Genomic DNA, 20,380 nt, shown 5'->3' with positions numbered 1-20,380 from the left:
GTTTCACTCCTCTAGTTAAGAATGTTGAACTCTTTTGGAATGACTGGTAAAACTAAACGAGATTGATGATCTTTGTCTCGATAAATTTTGTGCATTGTCGCACGACCACTAGGTAAGTGGTAGCTATCTGGTGGTAATAATTTTGCATCTTCTCCATCAAGTGGTTCGTTACACGCAAGTTCCAATTCAATACGATGTCCTTGTTTGATAAGGAAGGAGAATGGGTATAGTCGAATTGCATATTCGATAATTTCACCAGGTGGTACTGGGATTGCACGGTTATGTGGATGCCACGGTTCCCCGTATGTAGATTTTTCTTCATTTAGTTCACGATGCGATGCTTTTAAATAACCTGAAGTCATTAAAGTACGTTTACCACTTGGATCTAGATCATAAAGCTTAGCGATAAAGTTCGTGTCATCCGTATCGATTTCCGCGTGGATATATAATGCCCCAGTACCTGTCATTTCTACAGGCTCTAGGAATTTATCACTAGTCCATTTAATCGCCTCTGATTTAGTTGTAACTGTTAATGGCGCTTGGTAGAAACCATCTGGATGTGCATATTCAGATGTTAATGGCTCTGGTTTAGCACTAATTTTGTGACGTGGTCGTAAGTAAAACTCTTTCTTTTCTTCATATGGTAATGGCCATTGGTCCTCGCCTCGCCATTTGTAAGAACCTTCTACCGAGAACTGAACTGCTGGTTCATCCATAATGCCTGTATCAATACCTTTTAACCAGTAATCATACCAGCGGAACATTTCATCATGATTTTCATGGAATGGACGCTCTAACATCGGTGGTAGTGCTTGGATATCAAGCTTTTTAATGCCTGATACTTTATGGAAGCCTTCGATCGTGCCTTCTACATTCCAACCGCGACCCCATTTCGCTTGGAAATAAGTTGGAATCGTTACTTTATGCGCTACTTCTATGGCAGAATCTTTTTGCCAGAATGGTCCGTCCAGTGGATTTAATAAGTAATCCATCCACAATTCATGACGATCTTGATAATGTAATAGATGAACAAAATCTGACCAATGGGCAATATCTGGATCGTTTAAACGCTCTTGCGTTTTTTGTTTAAGCTCTTCTGGTGTAAATACTTTCGAGCTCTTACTTGCTACGTTATTAAATGCGTTTCCGCTATCGCCACCGCGTCCTTCACGAGAAGCACGTGGCATTAACCACATAATTCCTCCGTGATAACAAAGTTCATACAGATCGAAATGACCACCGTTTGCAAAAATTGCCTTTAAATGTGGTGGTTGCTCTGCTGCACCTAAAATTTGAACGGATGCAAAGTATGAAATACCAATCATTCCGATATTGCCATCGCACCAATCTTGCTCGGCTAACCATTCAACAAGGTCATAAATGTCTTTACCATCTCCATGACCACCGGAGTTATAGTTTCCACACATTTGTCCTTCCGAACCACCTGTGCCTCGTACGTCAGCAATAATATGCGCATAACCTCGTGACACTACTTCATGAATATCTCCTGCTTCAATTGCACCGTTCCAAAGATGACTGGGACGTGCTTGTGGCGGTAAGGTGAGTGCCTGTGCTTGTAGTTCTTTACCATAAGGACTAATAGCAAGTAATGCTGGAACTTTTTCGTTACCTTCAGGACGGTAAATATCTGTAGCGATATACACACCGTCTCGCATTTTAATGCGTTCGTCTTTCGTAATAATCATTTGAGTCCGCTCCTTTTATAAATACTTCTATACAAGCTCAACTGGTTTGAAACAGGCAACAAAAGGTCCCTCAGTGTCTGAATCCCCACTTGGCTTGAATACCACTGTTACTTTTTGATCAATGTGAACCTTATCGAGGTCACAATCGACGATATTCGTCATCATTTTCGGCCCTTCATCAAGCTCCACGAAGGCAATCGCATATGGCACGCCTCGTCTCATCACACTATATGTGTAGATACTTCCCGTGCCCTTTGCTTCTATCCATGTCGTATTATCGCTCATGCAGTTTGGACATAAGACACGTGGATAATAATGATACTCACCACAGGAATCACAATGCTTGATCAGTAGTTTTCCTTGTGCAGCAGCATCCCAATATTCTTTATGTTCTGGATGGATTTCAGGGATTGCCATTGTTCTTGATTGATACGTAGTTACCATGATCTACACCCTCTCCAAGATAAGTGTCGCACTACCATGACGGCTTGCTAGCCCACCGCCAGTACCATGAGCCAATGCAATGTCACAGTTTTTCACCTGTACTTCTGGTTGAGCTTCTCCACGTAATTGGCGAACAGCTTCGATTACTTTAACGATGCCTCCTCGGCTTGCTGGGTGATTATTATTCAAACCACCACCGTCTGTATTAACTGGAAGCTTACCAACACCTGAAATTAGGTTCCCTTCAGCAACGAACTTACCACCTTGGCCTTTTTTACAAAAACCTAAATCCTCCAGCTGCATCAACACGGTAATCGTGAAACTATCATAAATGGAAGCATATTTAATATCTTGAGGGGTTATCCCCGCCTCTTCGAAAGCTCTAGGTCCTGACCAAATTGCTCCTGTATATGTAAGATCTACTTTGCCACCTAATAGTCCTTTTGACGCTTCACCACTACCCATTACTCGGACTAGTGGGCGTTTTAGACTTTTTGCTATTTCAGGTTTCACCACAACTAATGCACCACCACCGTCACTTACAACACAACAATCTAATCGGTGCAGTGGGTCCGCAATTAGTGGAGAAGCCAATACATCTTCAACAGACACTAAATCGCGTAGCATTGCATTTGGATTGTATTGGGCATGATGAGAAGCGGCAACTTTGACCCACGCTAACTGTTCGCTCGTCGTGCCAAATTCATGCATATGACGCATCGTGGCCATTGCGTACTCATTCACGGCAGTTGGACCAAAAGGAAGTTCAAATGGTGCATCAGGAACATTCGCACCAACAATCTTTTGCTTCACACCACTTCTACCTGCCGAACGTGGACGACCCGCCATTGTGATTAAGGCTACATTACATTTACCTGCTGCAATGGCCTGAGCTGCATGTGAAACGTGTGCAATATAGGATGAGCCTCCCATTTCCGAAGAGTCGATATGGCGAACATTGAGTCCCAGGTAATCTACCATCGATAAGGCACCACCTGGAGCATCTCCCGCACAAAAGTAACCGTCAACATCCGCAAATGTTAGCCCTGCATCTTCCAGAGCACCTTTGGCACATTCCGCATGTAAAGCTGCAACGGATTTGTCCTCAGCTTTTCGCGTTGGGTGTTCGTATGCACCAACAATATAAGCCATCCCTTTAATACTCATCTGCCATAATCTCCTTTTTCTCGTAGACTTCTAGATTTAGAAGTCTACTTCACTTTATTCGGATATTGCTACTGCTTCACGTATGCCGACTAAACGAGGCTCTTGCATTGTTAAAATTTTAGCAGGAGTATGAATTAGGAGCTGCTCAAATACTTCTTCACCAACACCAGCTTTACGAAGATCTGGAATGAATTCCTCGAATAAATAATTGACCGAATGCCCCTTCAATCCAGGCCATCCTAAGGCACAGCAGTTGGCATCTGCAGAGATAACTGCACGATCCAAAAATCCTTTATCAAGAAAACGAAGGAAATGCTCCACGCGGTCTTGACGTGGTCGTGCCCAGTAAGGTGCTCCCTCTACTTCACTGTCATAGCCAATTGTGTCAAAACCTACATAACCACCTAACTCTGCAATTTTGGAATCACGGGCTTCATCCAGATATCCACCGTCATCTGCATGCCCAAAAAGAATACGATCAAGTGATAGACCTTCTTCTTTGAAAATATCAATTGCAGTCTCAGCATCTACACATAGATGTGTAATAATCGGGGCACCAGTTTTTAATGCTGCTCGTGCAGCTGCGCGATAAATACGTTTATCTAATTCATTTAGTTTACCGCCACGGCTAACTCCTACTTTTATAGCACCCGCTTTTGCATCTGTACCATCAATACCTACCGTTATTTCATGAACAAGTAAATCGGTAAGATACTCGACTGATTTGTTACGGAAATATGGTAGGGCTGAGTCAGCTGCCACAAACCCTGTAACGGCAACAATATGTACCCCTGTTCTGCGTGAAAGTACTTGGAAATACTCGATATCACGACCATTCCCAATCCCGGTACAGTCAACAAATGTTTTTCCTCCGTGCTCACGGAATCTACGTAACTTTTGCAGTGTTACCTCGAATGCTTCTTCAGGTTTTTTCCACCACTGTGTATCTAAATCACATCCCGGTAGACCAAATCCAATATGCTCGTGCATTGCTACGATTCCCAAATCTTCTGTTGGGATTGGACCTAAAACAGTATTAATTTTCCCCATATTTATCACTCCTTATTTTATAATCACTTTTGTCTGTTCCTCTTAATTAGTGACAGGTTGATACAATTTATCCCACTCATATTTCCATCCAGAAATCTTTTGCCCAGCTGAAGGATCCAGTGCTAGTACTTTTTGTGGATTTACTTGAAGTAAAGCACGAATTTGTTCTTCTGTTACTCCCGCTTTACGAAGTTGCGGTACGAATGATGTTAATAAGTGGTCAACACCAAGCTCTTTGGCTTCATGACCTTTAGCCACACCAACTGTATTGCTAGAGATTAATATTCGTTCGCCATGCCCTGCTGCAAATAATTCAGCGACTAAAGCTGCACGTTCTATATCATTTACATAGCCTTCGTTAGATGACCAACCAACATGGTCAATCGCAACATATGCTCCTCGTTCAGCAATTTCGAAAACTGATCTACTCTCTACCGCATCTAAACTGTCCAGACCTCCGATAATGACACGATTAGGAGCAATACCCGCACTCAATAAAACCTCTAAATCGTTTATAGCATCAGCACCATATTGTACAGATACTGGTATGCCAGTTGAAAGCGCCGTCAATGCTGAGCCTAGGAATAGACTAGTTTCTACTTGTGTTCTCCCTGTATTAGATGCGATTGATGTTACTAATCCCGCTGAACTCGAACGTTCAACACGTGGTATAACAATCCCTTCCGTTACTTCTTTTGTAAAAAGACCAGAAAACTGTTCAGCAGACCAAGGGGTAGGTGGATTTTTTTGAGGTGTCATAAAATAACCACCTAACATTGGCTCAGGTCCTAATCCAGTAGATGCAATGATATGCACACCCGTTGTTTTGGAAAGCGTTCTGTAAAGCTCGACATCGCGACCATGGAACATACCACTACGATCAACAATCGTTTTCCCACCAAGTCGGCGGTAATCCATTAGTTGACGTTTTAATATCTCAAAAATTTCACTCTTATCCATGTTAATCTCAGGTGCAAACTCTGCCCCAGGCATTACAGAGAGAAGTGTCTCGTGAATAAGTACAACACCGAGTTCCCCTGTAGGTACTGGTCCAAGAACCGTATGAACAACCCCTGAATTATTTTCTTGTATAGTATCTAGCATAATTAAAACCTCCTATCATTTTTATAGTTCCATATTTCGGAACATTATCCTATTGGTGTAATCGCTTTCTTTTAAAGTACATGTACCGATGTAATGTCTAAGTTGATAATGAAATATTATAATATTGTTATACCAAAGTCAATTATTTTTTCCGACTCTTTTGAATTACTAAAATATTGAGAGTTCTGTAATAATACTTCCAAATTTTGCTGGAGAATAAAAATACGCAACCAACATAGAACGCCCATGTTAGTTGCGTATTTTTATTAATCTTTTTTCGTATGGTACCCTTTCTCCCCATATGGCTGCAATTTATCCATCCACTGATCTAACAGCTTTTCTAATTCTTTCTTTTCGTTTATAAATTGGTTTTCTGGAATCTTTAATACTTCTACTTGCTCGATTTCAAAAGCGTCTTTTCCGTATTCATTCCATTCTTTTTGTAGCTCTTTGTTTGTATGCATTCCATTTTCTAACGTGAATTTTGTACCATTTAGTGTTTTGAAGTTACGGGTTGATGCGACAAACTTTTTTCCGTTTTGTTTATTTGTAATCGTATAAATACCACTTTCAATTTTTACTTCTTTGTACGCTTGTTTCAGTTCTTTTTTACGTTCCATTTAAATCATCCTTTCTAATCAAATTCGCCTTGGAGAATTTGCGTCCAGATTTAGAATTGAGCTTGCTCAATTAACTCCTTTTTAAATCTGTGACATCCGCCGGAGGCTTTAACTTTATTCAGGAGGGTTTAACCCCTCCCGAATAAATTTAAACTTTTACCCAATATTCACTACCGTCGTCTTTACGATCTAAAAATCCATATTCGACTAAATAACGTCTTAAAGTAACGAAGTCTGCATATACATTTTTGAGTACTTCGTTTATTTCTTTTTCGCTGTACACTTTTTCTTGTTCGAACCGCTTAATGATGACGCGCAGTGTTGCTAGTTTCTGTTTTTCTTTTTTCGGGAATTTCACTAGAGGACCATGTGTACCTTCTAGAAAAAATTTCTTTTCCACTTCTTGTTGCTCTTCTTCCGTCATATTGTATCTGTCATCTACCATTGTTGCATTTTTATGAACGGGCAAAAATACCGGTGCATGGTCGTCTTTTTCCTTCAATAACTCCATCATCGTTAAGAAAATTTTCGCTTGCCGCTCTTTTTCTTTTAGTACAAAGCGATGGTTTCTTATAGTAGAACTGCTTCCTATATTTAATTCGGCTTGAATTTCTGTATCACTTTTCCCTTCATAAAATAATCGAAGTAAGCTATTTTGGTGATCCGTTAAGCCTGTTAGCTTCTTATTCAAGCCGATTAAATAATGAAATATGGAACCATGCCCCTGTTCGATATGTAGTTTCATAAATCGTTCTGATTCCATTAAAACTTCTTGATAAGGATAAATAATACCCTTCTCTACCTTTTCACCGCACACTAAACAAATAAAAGCGTCTTTTTCTTCCACATATCCCGCTTTTAACTGTTCTACGTCAGCTTTCCAAAACAAATCTGATAGTTCCATTCACAAACACAACCGTTCTTTGTTTATTATTTTATAAACATAATACATTAATGTCTATTAAATATCAAACATCAAATATATAGTTGCAATCTATCAGAAAATAATGAACAATGGAAAGGAAAACGTTTCGGATTTCGAAGAAGCGAACGGGAGGAGAATTTCATTGGTAACATTCAAAGATTACGAATACAAACGCCCAAATTTAGAAGAAGACAAAGTAAAGTTTAATGAGGCTTTAACAAAATTTAAGCAAGCTTCTTCTATGGAAGAGCAAAGCGCAGCAATTGAAGAACTAAACAAATTGCGCAATGACTTTTCAACACAAGCTAACTTAGTGTACATTCGAGCATCGATTGACACGAACGACGAGTATTATCAAAAAGAACGCGATTATTTTGATGAAATCAGTCCCGAGGTAGATGAACTTGTTACGGAATACTATAAAGCGCTTGTTGCTTCTCCATTCCGAGAAGAATTGGAAGAAAAATGGGGTAGTCAATTATTTGATCTAGCAGACTTTCAAATTAAAGCTTTTTCTTCTGAAGTTATTTCTCTTATGCAAAAAGAAAACAAACTAGCTTCCGATTATTCTAAACTAGTTGCTTCTGCACAAGTAGAATTTAACGGAGAAACTTTAACACTGGCACAACTTGGACCTTACTCAGAATCGACGGACCGAGAAGTGCGCAAAAACGCGACAGAAGCAAGATTTAGTTTCTTCCAAGAACATGAAGAAAAGTTTGATGATATTTACGATCAGCTTGTGAAAGTGCGCCATGAGATTGCAACGAAATTAGGTTATAAAAACTTTGTGGAACTTGGATACGTACGGATGAATCGTATCGACTACAATGCTGAAATGGTGAAAAAGTTCCGCGACCAAGTGCGTGATTATATCGTTCCTTTGGCAAATAAACTATATGAGCGCCAGGCAAAGCGTATCGGTGTTGATCAATTGAAGTATTACGATGAATCACTGAATTTCTTAACAGGAAATGCTACACCACAAGGTTCTCCAGAGTGGATTGTAGAAAATGGGAAGAAGATGTATGACGAGCTTTCACCTGAAACAGCGGAGTTTTTCCAATTTATGATTGATCGTGATTTGATGGATTTAGTTGCGAAAAAAGGGAAAGAATCTGGAGGATATTGTACGTTTATCGATGACTACGAATCTCCGTTCATTTTCTCCAACTTCAACGGAACTTCCGGTGATATCGACGTGCTAACGCATGAAGCCGGTCACGCTTTCCAAGTGTACACTAGCCGAAATATTGGTATTCCAGAATACATTTGGCCAACATTTGAGTCTTGTGAAATCCACTCGATGAGTATGGAATTTTTCACATGGCCCTGGATGGAATTATTCTTTAAAGAGCAAACGGATAAGTATAAATTTGCTCATTTAAGCAGTGGTCTACTGTTCTTGCCTTATGGAGTCGCAGTAGATGAATTCCAACATGCTGTATATGAAAATCCCGAAATGACTCCAGCGGAACGAAAAGCTGCTTGGAAAAAAATTGAGGAAATTTATTTACCACAACGCGATTATGATGGTAATAGTTATTTAGAAGCGGGTGCTTTCTGGCAACGTCAAGGGCATATTTACGCGAGTCCGTTTTATTATATCGATTACACATTAGCGCAAATTTGTGCCTTCCAATTTTGGAAGCGTTCAAGAGAAGACCATGAAGCTGCATGGAAAGATTATTTACATCTCTGTCAACTAGGAGGTTCGAAATCTTTCACTAAATTAGTAGAGGAAGCAAATTTAATCTCGCCATTCGAGGAAGGTTGCGTAGAGTCTGTAGTAGGCACAATTGAAGAATATTTAAATAGTGTGGATGACTCTGCTTTATAAAAATTGCAGAAGGAAGTGTATATATTGAATCCAGCTGGTTTTTGGGCTCGGTTTGGTGCAAGTCTTTTAGATAGTTTAATTATCGGCCTTCCGTTATCTGTTATTAGCTACCTGGTAGTCGGAAGTTGGGATGAAACTCCGATTACAAGTTTGGGAAATGTGCTATATACATTAATTGTTCCAGTTTTGTGGTATGGATATACTGTAGGGAAGAAAGTGTTAGGCATCCGAATTGCAAAAGTAGACGGCTCCAAACTTGGTTTCGGAACAATGCTTTTGCGTGTAGTTGTAGGAGGTCTCATATATGCATTTACATTTGGAATTGCTTTAATTGTGAGTGCATGTATGGTAGGAATTCGTGAAGATAAGCGTGCAATTCACGATTTCATTGCCGGAACATATGTGACGTATGATCCACCGGAAAAAACGCTAGAAGAAACACTGGAAGAAAAAGAACAGTTTTGATGAAAAGGCTACCGAAAAAATGAATTTTCGGTAGCCTTTTTGTGTGGGATTTAGGTTTAGTTGGAATAATGACCAACTTAGTTGGAATTGTAATTTGTTGGATGAATTATTACAGGTGCCTGGCACCAGTAATAATTCCGAAAGTCGAAAGAATCTGTTAAAATAATAGTAGGCTTTTTACTTTGAAAGGGGATCTCATTTCATGAAAGAAACATTAATCGAGCGTTTAACTCGTTATGCAAAAATAGACACGCAATCGGATGCAGCAAGTACGACTTGCCCTTCAACTGAAGGTCAATGGGATTTACTACATCTATTAGAAAAAGAGCTTGCGGAGATTGGTTTAGAAGAAATTACTTTAGATGAAAACGGCTATTTGTTTGCTACATTACCTGCTAATACAGATAAAGATATACCGACAATCGGATTTTTAGCACATGTAGATACTGCAACCGATTACACAGGGAAAAATGTCAACCCACAGCGTATCGATAACTATGATGGAAAAGACATCGAGTTAAATGCATCGACTGTGATGGCTGTGAAGGACTTCCCAGAGCTTACAAACTATGTTGGTCATACACTCCTTACTACGGATGGTACAACACTTCTAGGTGCGGATGATAAAGCCGGTATTGCAATCATTATGACCGTAATGGAATATTTCGTTCAAAACCCAGATGTAAAACACGGTAAAATTCGTGTAGCATTCAACCCAGATGAAGAAATCGGTCGTGGACCACATAAATTTGACGTAGAAAAATTCGGTGCGGAATTCGCTTATACGATGGACGGTGGTCCGCTTGGTGAATTGCAATACGAAAGCTTCAACGCTGCTGGTGCGCATGTGGTAACAAATGGTACAAGTGTGCATCCTGGTTCTGCAAAAGACAAAATGGTGAACTCGATTACAATCGCAACGAAGTTCCAATCACATATGCCAGTTGATGCTGTTCCTGAAAAAACAGAAGGCTACGAAGGATTTATCCACTTAATGAATTTCAATGGTGACGTGGAAAAAACAGAGCTTAGCTATATTATCCGCGATCATGATCGTGAAAAATTTGAAGCGAAAAAGCAATTGTTCCTAGATACTGCTGAAAAGATCAAAGCAGAATATGGAGAAAGTGCTATCTCAGTTAAACTAGAAGATCAATACTACAATATGGGTGAAAAAATTACGCCTGTGATGGAAATTGTAGATATAGCAAGAGACGTTATGGTTGCACAAAATATCGAGCCGCTTATCATTCCAGTTCGTGGCGGTACAGATGGTTCTCAACTTTCTTATATGGGGATGCCGACTCCTAACGTATTTACTGGTGGCGAAAACTATCATGGTAAATATGAATATGTTTCAGTAGACGTGATGGAAAAGTCTACTGAAGTTGTTAAAGGAATCATTCAAGCTTTTGAAAAACAAGCATAAGTAGGTGAATTCATGCGGGAAATATTACTAGGGGTTCTTGCCTCCTTGTTTTTTGCGGTAACATTCATTCTCAATCGTTCGATGGAAGTATCGGGAGGAAGCTGGCTTTGGAGCTCCTCCCTCCGCTTCTTCTTTATGCTACCCTTTCTATTGATCATCGTTTCTTATCGAAAAGGGTTGGCTAATACATTTCATGAACTGAGGTCTGCTCCTGCTCCGTGGCTTATATGGAGTTTTGTAGGCTTTGTCTTGTTTTATGCACCACTTACTTTTGCTGCTGCATATGGACCAGGCTGGCTAATCTCTGGTATGTGGCAATTTACCATTGTTGCGGGCGTGTTACTTGCCCCGTTTTTTTCGGTGCGAATAAAGGACCGGATAATTAAACAAAAAATCCCAGTCATTTCGCTATTAATCTCATTTGTCATTTTAATAGGTATTATTCTTATTCAAATTCCAAATACAAATTCTCTTTCAATGAGTGCTGTTTTTCTAGGTATACTACCTGTCGTAGTTGCTGCATTTGCCTATCCGCTAGGTAACCGCAAAATGATGGATCATTTAGATGGTAAACTGGATACATTTCAACGCGTGCTTGGGATGACAATTGCTTCTCTTCCCGCTTGGATTATTCTTGTAGTATTTGCGCTCTTTACAGTTGGACTTCCTTCTATGAATCAAGTCATACAATCATTGATCGTAGCGGTTAGTTCCGGGGTTATCGCTACTACACTGTTTTTTATGGCAACGGACCGCGTGCGCAACCATCAAGGAAAGCTTGCTGCTGTAGAAGCAACTCAGTCGACAGAAATACTATTTGTAATTGTCGGGGAAATGATTATTCTCCATATTCCATTGCCAACACCGATTGCTTTAATTGGACTTGGAATTATTATTTTAGGAATGTTTTTGCACAGTTATTATACAAAGGTTTTAAATACTAGAGCAGTAGCATTAACTTCAAATACAGCCGAAAAAAAAGTACATGGTTATGAGTAAACTTCCTCAAAACCATGTACTTTTTTATATCATATATCCTTCCAGAGCTCTTTCTACACTATTTACAAAATTGCCTCCTGCTCCCCAGTCAAAGCGTAAAAAAGCTCCCGAGCCGGCTCCTGATGAAGCTGCATGTACTTTTGTTTTATTTTCTAAATTATCAAGTGTAATAGTTAATGAAGCCCGATTGCTTGTACGCATATAATACTTCTCGAGTACGCATACGACAACTTGACGTTCTCCTACTAATCGTTCGTACACGTCTATAATCGTGCCTGAAATACTTCCTTGCACAATATGTTGTTGTAAAACATCTAGCGCAGCTTTCGGTGTCAATGAAACGTAAAACTCACGTATATCCATCCAAATCCCTCCATTTTCCCTTATACTTACTTTACGTTTGAAAAGGAAAATAGTTTCTAACAATAGAAGCTAACAAAAAAATGTTCCTTAGAGACTTTCTCTCTAGGAACATTTTTATCTTAAACTTCTTGAAACTAACTTGGAATAAAAGTATCGCAAGCTCACTAATAAGTGATTCAATCACACAGGAATATTAGTTCCATTCCCTTTTAGAGATTACGAATATTGTTATTTTCATCAAATATTTTCCACTTATTTTTTAAAAAATTTCATTATGCTTCTTTTAACGCTGGTTGGAATAAAGTCGAAACTCCTGTTTGAATAGCAGCTTCACTTACTGCTTTCGCAACAGCATCTACAACCTGTTCATTAAATGCATCTGGAATAATATAGTCCTCTCTAATTTCATGCTCTTCAATTAGAGATGCAATCGCATGGACTGCTGCTAGCTTCATTTCTTCGTTGATATCCGTTGCTCTTACATCCAATGCTCCTCTGAAAATGCCTGGGAATGCCAAGACATTATTTACTTGGTTTGGATGATCAGATCGACCAGTTGCAATTACCCTCACTCCCCACTCTTTCGCCAAGTTATAAGCTACTTCAGGGTTTGGATTCGCCAAAGCAAAAATAATTGGGTCATTATTCATCGAGTCAATCATATCTTTCGTTAGTAGATTTGCGACAGAAACACCAATAAATACGTCTGCACCTTCCAAAGCGTCCTGTAAATTCCCTGTTAAATCATATGGATTTGTTGTACTAGCAATGGACTCCTTAACTGAGTTCATCCCTTCCTCGCGTCCTTCATAAATAATACCTGTAGAATCACACATAATAATATTCGTATAGCCTAATTGTTGAAGGATACGTAAAATAGCCATTCCTGCTGCACCTGCACCGTTAATAACAACTTTTAGCGCTGGAATTTGTTTATTCACAAGCTTCACCGCATTTTGAAGCCCAGCTCCTACCACAATCGCAGTTCCATGCTGGTCATCGTGAAATACTGGAATATTTAACTCTGCACGAAGACGATCTTCTATTTCAAAGCAACGTGGTGCAGAAATATCTTCTAAATTAATGGCACCAAACGTTGGACTGATTGCTTTTACAATTTGAACAATTTCATCGACATTCTTTGTATCTAAACAAATTGGAAAGGCATCAACGTTCGCAAATCTTTTTAAAAGAATTGCTTTACCTTCCATAACCGGTAAAGAAGCTTCCGGTCCAATATCCCCGAGTCCTAAAACTGCTGTACCATCTGTTACTACCCCGACTAAATTACCTTTTGCTGTGTACTCATAAATAGCGGAGGGATCATTTTTTATCTCTATACAAGGCTCTGCTACTCCTGGAGAATAAGCTAAACTTAAATCCTCCATACTACCCATTGGGACCTTAGCTACTAACTCCAGCTTTCCTCTGCTTTCTCGGTGCAAGTTTAATGCACGTGTTCTCAAATCCATCTTCTCACTCACCCATCTTTTAGATTTTCAAAATACTCCCCTTTTATAATGAAAATCGAACAGACACATTCGATATTCTCTATATTCTGAAAATTATAGAGGGTGTATATTTTAAAGTCAATGCATAAGTCTTAGTGAAGTTCTTCACATATATTTTCCTATGTTTATATTTATATGTAAAATTATTCAAAAATAAAGATGTCCCTGTGCAACAAACAATTCTGAATTGCTTGTTGCACAGGGACAAAAAAATCGGCAACCAATTTTTTGGTTACCGATGCGCATGAATGCACTATCTTAACGTTGAGGGGGGTTAAGTGTGCGAAAGTCAGCCACAATTTTGGAGAAAAGTCGCTGGTTAGAATCTTCCTCACTAAGAGTAAGTCTCTATATGGTAATGATAATCATTTTCATTTAAAATGTCAACAGTTTTGATGAAATTCTGTATAATACATTTATGACTACTTTATCGAATGATCAAATCAGACAATTGAATAATTATAGTGTGTATTTGGAACCTGTTGGAACTCCTCTTTTTCATGCTAAAAACGTAGAAAGTTCTCTTGCCATGATTAAGTTAATCTCGGGCGCTCCAACTGATCCTATTGCTGCTTCTTTTTTCATGCGGAGAGTTGGTATGTTCATTTCCATGCAGTTTTATATGATGACCATGTATGATGAAATTTGGGATGGACCACTAGAAGAATTATCATTTTTTACAACGAATGAGTATGGAAATAAAACAATTAGCACTTATATACGGGAAGAACATTTCCGCGAAACGAGCGTAAATCGTAGCGAAGATGTGCAGCTTATATGGGAACAGCAATGCTATCCTATTATTCAGCAATTGCGTACAAAATGCAGCGTCTCACCTCTCACCCTATGGGAAAATGTCTTTGGCTATTTACTTTGGCATTACTACGTTTTTTTTGACAATGAAGCAATTGCAGACCAAGCAAAACAAGATTGGTCTACTATGCAAGATGAATCCATTTGGACTGCATTTACTTCAAAATCTTTTTTATCCAACTATTTGAAAGGAAAAAGTCCAGCACAATTGATCAATAGCCCAGTTCGTACGACTTGTTGTTTTTCAAAGGATGTACCAGGGCTACAAAAATGTGGATTTTGTCCACTTAATTCCTAAAATGAATATGCATGATTGCTCTTTCTCTGGACATAACTATAAATGATTCAAAGAGAAAGGAGTGTATGTGAATGGCAATGAATATTGACGATCGTCTAGACGCTAAGCTAAGTAGTATTAACTCGGAAGAAAAAGAAGAAATCCTAAAAAACTTTACAACTTTTAAATCTTATTTAGCTAGTAAAGTTGCCGCTGGTGAAAAGCTGGGTTTAAGTGAAGAAGCACTAGCTAAGGCTACAGAAAAAGTAGCAGGTTACCTTGCAAAACATGAAGAACCTCGTAACCGCGAAGAACATCTGCTTCAACAACTTTGGAAAAGTGGAGACAAAGAACAACAACATGTTCTTAGCCATCTGCTTTTAAACCTTGTGAAAAATGAAGGATAAAATCCGAAAAGAAGCACAAGGACGCCTTCTGGATAATCCTGATGGCGTACGCACTACAAAAGAAAGCCTTTTTGACATGCACGAAGATATGCAAACAGTAGATCCTATTCCAGTGGAAGAACTCAACATACAAGTGCAAGATGAGGCATTCCACCACCACACAAAAAATCGTTCATTAAGCGAAGAACGATACCCCTAAGACATCAAAAACTTGCCTGACTCCTCTCAGGCAAGTTGTTTTTTTATATTAGTTTTGCTGCAACTAAGCGATTTCGAATGAGTATTCCTATAAGCGCGGCTACGATTGCTTTTACTAGATCCGGCACAATAAATGGAATCATGCCACCTTTGAATGCTCCATTCCATGGAAGATCAGCAGCAACTTTCAACCAAATGGAACCAAGAACTAAAATGATCAATACAGCAATCATATTTGCGATAATTGCTTGCACTTTTGTATACCCAAAATTCTCTAAGTACCAGCCAATAAACAATGCAGCGGGAATAATCGCGACAATATAGCCACCAGTCGGACCTAACACAACTCCAAATCCGCCTTTCATCCCTGCAAAAACGGGAATACCAATAACCCCCATCAATACATACACTGCAACAGCAAGTGCCCCATACTTTGCTCCTAAAATGGTTGCCGTTAACATCACTGCTATTGTTAATAATGTGAATGGAACCGGTGGAATATTAATAATTATTTGTGCAGCAACCGCTATAATTGCAGCAAACAACGCAGCAATAATCATCATTTTTAACCGTTCATTTCTCATATTTTTTCCCCTTTGCACAATGAGTTAACTTTATAAACAAATAAGTTAACTAAAATTATCATATAAAAAATGCATCTTCTCGTCAATATAAAAAAGAGCTCTCACTAAAATGAGAACTCTAATTATTTACCACATTTGACTTGATACATCGATTGTTTCCAATCGAACTACACCCTTTTGCATCGGTGGTGGACATGATTTGTTGTACTCTATTATTTTTTCATTCACTTTCGTTACTCGAAAATGCAAACCATCCTTTTGTCCATTTTTGTATTTTTCGGCTATATCTTTTAATTCATCCCGAATCGCGTGCTGTAGCTTTAGCCAGTGAGGTTTAAAGCCTGCATCCTTTGCTATCTTTTGAAAATGTTGGAATATATCTTCCGAAAAATAATCGTCTGGTAATGGTTTTCCTTGACCTTTTAAATTGTCCATACCACCCGTTTTTTCATAATTTCTTAAAATATCCCCAATCAAATCGTTACTCGGTTTATTGAAATTGTCTTTATCCATTAGCTAGAACCCTCATTTCATCCGATGAATATGTGGTGCTTTTTCTACTAAAACCTGTAAAAATAATTCTTGCTTTTCAGGTGAAATAATGACACTTCTCAATAGCGCTTTTTTATAATGAATTTCTAAAGCATCCTTGGAAGAAAGAACTCGGTATCCAACAAGAATATTCGACGTTGGATTTACTTTAGTTATATCTTCATACGAGATTTTGCTGCGAAAAGGTCCACCACGTACAAATAAGTGATTTTCTGTAAAGGTATATTCAATATCAAAAGAAATCCAAACAATAAAACCAGCGCATAGTAAAAATAGGATGGTAGTAATAATAACAGCGAGCATATCTCCTTCTACTGTAAAAAATAATTCATATATTGCCGGCACAAGTGTTACTAATGCCACAACTACAATTGCCGCTATAATCATTCTAAAAAAAGTTTTATCCCTTTTAGATTTAAACGCTAGGTTATTATCCATTTATACGGACTCCGTTGCGGCGTCTTTAATTTCTCCTCGGTGTGCATAAATATTTTTCAATATCGCTTTTATGACTGCATAAGTCGGAACCCCTAAAATAATTCCCCATAGTCCCGCAATATTACCCGCTGCTAAAATAATTGTAATAACAGTCAAAGGATGAATATCTAAGGATTTTCCCATCACATTCGGCGTAATAAGATTACTTTCAATTTGCTGCGAAACGAGCATAATAATCGCTACATAAATCGCCATCTTTGGCTCTTGTAAAAATGCAATTATAAGTGCTGGTACAAGCGCAATATAAGGTCCTAAAAATGGAATAACATTCATCATCATTCCAAATACACCTAGCAATAAAGCATATTTAAGTCCTATCACGTAATAACCGATGAATAACATAACACCAACTAAAAAGCTGACAAATAGTTGACCTTGAATATAGGAACGTAATACATCATCAATATCAGCTAATGTTTTGCGCATCCAAGTTTTCTTATCTCCTTTAAAAAAACTCGCTACAAAAGGAGCAAATTTTTCATGATCCTTCAACATATACACAAGGAAAAATGGCACAAGGACGAATAAGAAAACTCCTTGGAATACGTTTTGGATAAACTTGATCAATAAAGTTCCAGCACCAACGGCAATTGTATCAACCTTACCCGACACTTCTGTTATGGTCTTTTGTAGAAATTCAGGAAAACGCTCTTGGTCTTCAGTGAAATACTTCGAAAATTGCTGAACTTCCGATACAATTTCTGGTGTATTTTCTACAAGCGTATTTACTTGTTTTGTTAAAGGTGGGCCGACTAATCCATAAAAACCCCATCCAACTATTCCAATTACAACAAATACAGACAGTATACTAGCCCATCTTGGGAACTTTACCGACTCTAACCATTTTAAAAGCGGTCTTGTTAAATAAAACAAAACGCCTCCTATCAATAACGGCATAAAGATCGTTTGCCCGATAATTACTAATGGTGAAAAAATACTTTTTACTTTCATAAACATAAAAATAATTAATAATGTCAATAGTATTGCTACGCCTATTTGAAACCAGCGCTTATTTGTCACCGACGTTCACATCCTTACTTTTTACTCACTCATAGGTTATACGATTCCCTATCTTAGAAGTTTCACATTATTATGTATCTTACCATTTTTTGCTTTAAACTAATATTAAAATCTTATCTTAGAAAGGATACAGCGAATGGAATATTATAAGGAACTTCGAAAATATGTCGGCCATCGTCCGCTAATACTTCCAGGCTCCGTTGTACTCATTTTGAATAGCAATGAGGAAGTGCTATTGCAAGAAAGGGAACTTGGAGTTTACGGTTTACCTGGTGGATTGATGGAGCTTGGAGAAAGCTTAGAAGATACTGCTCGTCGCGAAGTTTTAGAGGAGACGGGATTACATATTGGAGAATTAAAATTATGTCATGTGTATTCCGGCCCAGAATATTTCATGGAAAAACCTAATGGAGATAAGTTTTATTCTGTAACGACGGTTTACAAAACGAAAGAATACAAAGGAAAACTTTCTCCCGACGGGATTGAATCACGCAGTCTTCAATTTTTTCAACCAAATAATTTACCAGATGGTATATTGCCATCTTATCGAGCATTTATTGAAAACGAGCTTGGGGTTTAAATAGCCCCAAGCTCGTTTATGTGGTGGTCACTAATTGTTATGTGGTGTTCGCCACTAGTTATGTGGCACCCGCTACTATTTATGTGCGATATGCACCTTTAGTTGCTTACCTTTAACCGTTGTGTTTCGCATCGTTTTTAATACAAGTGGACCTTTGCCATTTAGAATTTCTACATAAGTTACATTGTCTTGAATCGTGATGATTCCGATGTCATCTGCAGACACGCCATTTATTTTGGCAATGGTACCAACGAAATCTACTGCACGGAGCTTTTTCTTCTTACCACCATTGAAATATAGTTTGGTGATATTGGCGTTTAATTGTTCGCTTTTTGATTTTTTTATTTCTGGCTGTTCTTGCATTTTCAAATCAAAGGCAGATCGATTTTTCGCTACTGCTTCAACAGATAATTCGGGACCAGTTGGAATTTCGAAACCAATAAAGCTTTCGATTTCTTTTACAAATTTATCTTCATATGGTGTTGCAAGCATAATCGATTTCCCGCTACGACCAGCACGACCTGTACGACCTGTCCTATGCACATAGCTTTCTTGTTCAAGTGGCACATCATAATGAACAACATGCGTGATGTCTTCAATATCAATTCCTCGAGCCGCAACGTCCGTAGCGATTAAATAGCGGAAATCACCTCTCCGAAAATCATCCATTACTTCAAAGCGGTCTTCTTGCATCATGCCGCCATGAATTTTATCTGCCGTATATCCTTTTTCATCTAATATATCTACAAGTTGTTCCACACGTTCTTTTGTACGACAAAAGATGATACAACTGTCAGGGTTTTCAATAATCGTTAGTTTTTCGAGGAATGAAAGCTTAAGTTCTTCCTGCACTACATACTTCACATGCTCAATATCCGGAGCATTTTCTTCGGCAACATCGATTTCAATCGAAACGGGTTGCTTCATATACTTACTACTCAACTTTTTGATCTCATCAGATAAAGTAGCTGAAAACAACATTGTTGTGCGTTTTGTGGGAAGTAATTTAATGATTGATGTAACTTGCTCTAAAAAGCCCATATTCAGCATTTCATCGGCTTCATCAATAACTAGATATTCAATTTTGGATACATCTAGTGTCCCTTTTTCGATATGATCTAGCACACGACCTGGAGTTCCAACAACGATATGTGTTTTTTGTTTTAATGCTAGCTTCTGTTTTGCAAATGGTGATTTGCCGTATAGGGCAAATCCTTTTATACGCTTATAACGACCGATATTCGTAATGTCTTCTTGTACTTGAACAGCTAATTCTCTTGTTGGTGTTAATACTAATGCTTGTGGTTTGTTTTCTTCCCACTCGACTAGTTCACATAGTGGTGTTGCAAAAGCTGCTGTTTTTCCGCTACCTGTTTTTGATTTCACTAAAATGTCTTGTTTTTTTAGAGCAACTGGAATGACCTTCTGTTGCACTTCTGTTGGTTCTGTATAACCTAATTGTTCGATTGCTTGTAAAATCTTTTCGTCTAATGTTAGTTCGTTAAAATGCACTATGCATAGTCTCCTCTTAATTTCCAATTTTAATAACGATTATATCCGCATCTTCTACTGCTTTTAATGCATGTTTTTCTAGTGGATTCATGTGAAGGATATGTTCTGTCGTTACTAGTTGTTCCACGCCTTCTACTGTAAACAATACTTTGCCTTTTCTTACAACAATTAAAACATATTCTTTTGCATCATGCTCTTTTATTTCTTCTCCTGTTCGCAATTGAATATTCATCACTTGATGGTTGTCCATTTGAACCACTTTCGACACATGCTTCTCTTTTTCTTCTAATAAGTACGGCGTTTCGATTAAATTCAT

23 protein-coding genes are annotated in these 20,380 nt (G+C 38.4%); 8 read left to right on the top strand and 15 right to left on the bottom strand.

What is annotated here, in order from left to right; translation table 11 throughout:
* Nucleotides 1-11 precede the first annotated feature (11 nt).
* The 7 genes from ACIQ38_RS15455 to ACIQ38_RS15425 form a co-directional block, all read right to left on the bottom strand.
* Complete coding sequence (locus ACIQ38_RS15455) at nucleotides 12-1,706, bottom strand: CocE/NonD family hydrolase (RefSeq protein ID WP_402824804.1); 1,695 nt, start codon at nucleotides 1,704-1,706, stop codon at nucleotides 12-14.
* Between the two features lie 27 nt (nucleotides 1,707-1,733).
* Nucleotides 1,734-2,150: a Zn-ribbon domain-containing OB-fold protein gene (locus ACIQ38_RS15450; RefSeq protein WP_402824801.1), complete on the bottom strand. Its 417-nt coding sequence runs from the start codon at nucleotides 2,148-2,150 to the stop codon at nucleotides 1,734-1,736.
* Nucleotides 2,151-2,153: 3 nt separating this feature from the next.
* Nucleotides 2,154-3,317 carry a thiolase domain-containing protein gene (locus ACIQ38_RS15445; protein ID WP_402824798.1) on the bottom strand — a complete coding sequence of 388 codons (1,164 nt, stop codon included), beginning with the start codon at nucleotides 3,315-3,317 and terminating at the stop codon, nucleotides 2,154-2,156.
* Nucleotides 3,318-3,371: 54 nt separating this feature from the next.
* Nucleotides 3,372-4,367: a phosphotriesterase family protein gene (locus ACIQ38_RS15440; protein ID WP_402824795.1), complete on the bottom strand. Its 996-nt coding sequence runs from the start codon at nucleotides 4,365-4,367 to the stop codon at nucleotides 3,372-3,374.
* Between the two features lie 42 nt (nucleotides 4,368-4,409).
* A complete protein-coding gene (locus ACIQ38_RS15435) occupies nucleotides 4,410-5,471 on the bottom strand; it encodes a phosphotriesterase family protein (RefSeq protein WP_402824792.1) in 1,062 nt (353 codons plus the stop codon).
* Between the two features lie 266 nt (nucleotides 5,472-5,737).
* On the bottom strand, nucleotides 5,738-6,091 hold the full coding sequence (locus ACIQ38_RS15430) for a GIY-YIG nuclease family protein (protein ID WP_402824789.1): 354 nt from the start codon (nucleotides 6,089-6,091) through the stop codon (nucleotides 5,738-5,740).
* Between the two features lie 148 nt (nucleotides 6,092-6,239).
* Nucleotides 6,240-6,995: a DUF2087 domain-containing protein gene (locus ACIQ38_RS15425; protein ID WP_402824786.1), complete on the bottom strand. Its 756-nt coding sequence runs from the start codon at nucleotides 6,993-6,995 to the stop codon at nucleotides 6,240-6,242.
* Between the two features lie 163 nt (nucleotides 6,996-7,158).
* Between ACIQ38_RS15425 and ACIQ38_RS15420 the strand changes: the two genes are divergently transcribed.
* The 4 genes from ACIQ38_RS15420 to ACIQ38_RS15405 all read left to right on the top strand — a co-directional run bounded on the left by ACIQ38_RS15420 (nucleotide 7,159) and on the right by ACIQ38_RS15405 (nucleotide 11,749).
* Complete coding sequence (locus ACIQ38_RS15420; protein WP_402824783.1) at nucleotides 7,159-8,856, top strand: M3 family oligoendopeptidase; 1,698 nt, start codon at nucleotides 7,159-7,161, stop codon at nucleotides 8,854-8,856.
* Between the two features lie 21 nt (nucleotides 8,857-8,877).
* The gene (locus tag ACIQ38_RS15415) at nucleotides 8,878-9,321 is read left to right on the top strand and encodes an RDD family protein (RefSeq protein WP_402825216.1); all 444 of its coding nucleotides are present in this window, start codon (nucleotides 8,878-8,880) and stop codon (nucleotides 9,319-9,321) included.
* Nucleotides 9,322-9,523: 202 nt separating this feature from the next.
* Nucleotides 9,524-10,750, top strand: coding sequence for a peptidase T (pepT, locus tag ACIQ38_RS15410; RefSeq protein ID WP_402824780.1), 1,227 nt, complete (start codon nucleotides 9,524-9,526; stop codon nucleotides 10,748-10,750).
* A gap of 12 nt (nucleotides 10,751-10,762) precedes the next feature.
* The gene (locus ACIQ38_RS15405; protein WP_402824777.1) at nucleotides 10,763-11,749 is read left to right on the top strand and encodes a DMT family transporter; all 987 of its coding nucleotides are present in this window, start codon (nucleotides 10,763-10,765) and stop codon (nucleotides 11,747-11,749) included.
* A gap of 24 nt (nucleotides 11,750-11,773) precedes the next feature.
* Here ACIQ38_RS15405 and ACIQ38_RS15400 read toward each other — a convergent pair whose 3' ends face one another.
* Nucleotides 11,774-12,112, bottom strand: a complete 339-nt coding sequence (locus ACIQ38_RS15400; protein ID WP_402824774.1) for a DUF6054 family protein — start codon at nucleotides 12,110-12,112, stop codon at nucleotides 11,774-11,776.
* 272 nt (nucleotides 12,113-12,384) lie between these two features.
* Nucleotides 12,385-13,584 (bottom strand): NAD(P)-dependent malic enzyme, encoded by a 1,200-nt coding sequence (locus ACIQ38_RS15395; protein WP_402824771.1) that lies wholly within the window; start codon nucleotides 13,582-13,584, stop codon nucleotides 12,385-12,387.
* Nucleotides 13,585-14,041: 457 nt separating this feature from the next.
* On the opposite strand from ACIQ38_RS15395, the gene ACIQ38_RS15390 reads away from it, so the two are divergent.
* The 3 genes from ACIQ38_RS15390 (at nucleotide 14,042) to ACIQ38_RS15380 (ending at nucleotide 15,319) form a co-directional block, all read left to right on the top strand.
* Complete coding sequence (locus ACIQ38_RS15390; protein WP_402824768.1) at nucleotides 14,042-14,734, top strand: hypothetical protein; 693 nt, start codon at nucleotides 14,042-14,044, stop codon at nucleotides 14,732-14,734.
* Between the two features lie 77 nt (nucleotides 14,735-14,811).
* Entirely contained in the window at nucleotides 14,812-15,120 is a 309-nt protein-coding gene (locus ACIQ38_RS15385; RefSeq protein ID WP_402825213.1) for a DUF3243 domain-containing protein, read from the top strand.
* The gene (locus ACIQ38_RS15380) at nucleotides 15,110-15,319 is read left to right on the top strand and encodes a hypothetical protein (protein ID WP_402824765.1); all 210 of its coding nucleotides are present in this window, start codon (nucleotides 15,110-15,112) and stop codon (nucleotides 15,317-15,319) included. The genes ACIQ38_RS15385 and ACIQ38_RS15380 overlap by 11 nt, the downstream gene beginning before the upstream one ends.
* A gap of 43 nt (nucleotides 15,320-15,362) precedes the next feature.
* Here the strand turns inward: ACIQ38_RS15380 and ACIQ38_RS15375 are convergent, their stop codons facing one another.
* From ACIQ38_RS15375 to ACIQ38_RS15360, 4 genes are all read right to left on the bottom strand, one after another.
* Complete coding sequence (locus ACIQ38_RS15375; RefSeq protein ID WP_402824762.1) at nucleotides 15,363-15,902, bottom strand: biotin transporter BioY; 540 nt, start codon at nucleotides 15,900-15,902, stop codon at nucleotides 15,363-15,365.
* Between the two features lie 126 nt (nucleotides 15,903-16,028).
* Complete coding sequence (locus ACIQ38_RS15370) at nucleotides 16,029-16,415, bottom strand: DnaJ family domain-containing protein (RefSeq protein WP_402824759.1); 387 nt, start codon at nucleotides 16,413-16,415, stop codon at nucleotides 16,029-16,031.
* A gap of 12 nt (nucleotides 16,416-16,427) precedes the next feature.
* A complete protein-coding gene (locus ACIQ38_RS15365; RefSeq protein WP_402824757.1) occupies nucleotides 16,428-16,892 on the bottom strand; it encodes a PH domain-containing protein in 465 nt (154 codons plus the stop codon).
* Nucleotides 16,893-17,972 carry an AI-2E family transporter gene (locus tag ACIQ38_RS15360; protein WP_402824755.1) on the bottom strand — a complete coding sequence of 360 codons (1,080 nt, stop codon included), beginning with the start codon at nucleotides 17,970-17,972 and terminating at the stop codon, nucleotides 16,893-16,895. It abuts the gene before it with no gap.
* A 136-nt stretch (nucleotides 17,973-18,108) separates the two neighbouring features.
* On the opposite strand from ACIQ38_RS15360, the gene ACIQ38_RS15355 reads away from it, so the two are divergent.
* Nucleotides 18,109-18,552 carry an NUDIX hydrolase gene (locus tag ACIQ38_RS15355; protein WP_402824752.1) on the top strand — a complete coding sequence of 148 codons (444 nt, stop codon included), beginning with the start codon at nucleotides 18,109-18,111 and terminating at the stop codon, nucleotides 18,550-18,552.
* A gap of 75 nt (nucleotides 18,553-18,627) precedes the next feature.
* Here ACIQ38_RS15355 and ACIQ38_RS15350 read toward each other — a convergent pair whose 3' ends face one another.
* Together ACIQ38_RS15350 and ACIQ38_RS15345 are read right to left on the bottom strand one after the other, a co-directional pair.
* On the bottom strand, nucleotides 18,628-20,067 hold the full coding sequence (locus ACIQ38_RS15350) for a DEAD/DEAH box helicase (RefSeq protein ID WP_402825210.1): 1,440 nt from the start codon (nucleotides 20,065-20,067) through the stop codon (nucleotides 18,628-18,630).
* Between the two features lie 13 nt (nucleotides 20,068-20,080).
* The gene (locus ACIQ38_RS15345) at nucleotides 20,081-20,380 is read right to left on the bottom strand and encodes an AraC family ligand binding domain-containing protein (RefSeq protein WP_402824749.1); all 300 of its coding nucleotides are present in this window, start codon (nucleotides 20,378-20,380) and stop codon (nucleotides 20,081-20,083) included.

Origin of the sequence: Psychrobacillus sp. NPDC096389 (assembly GCF_044762855.1) — a bacterium.
Taxonomy (GTDB): domain Bacteria; phylum Bacillota; class Bacilli; order Bacillales_A; family Planococcaceae; genus Psychrobacillus.
The sequence above is the reverse complement of the archived record's forward strand: the minus strand, read 5'-3'. Positions and strand labels throughout refer to the sequence as shown.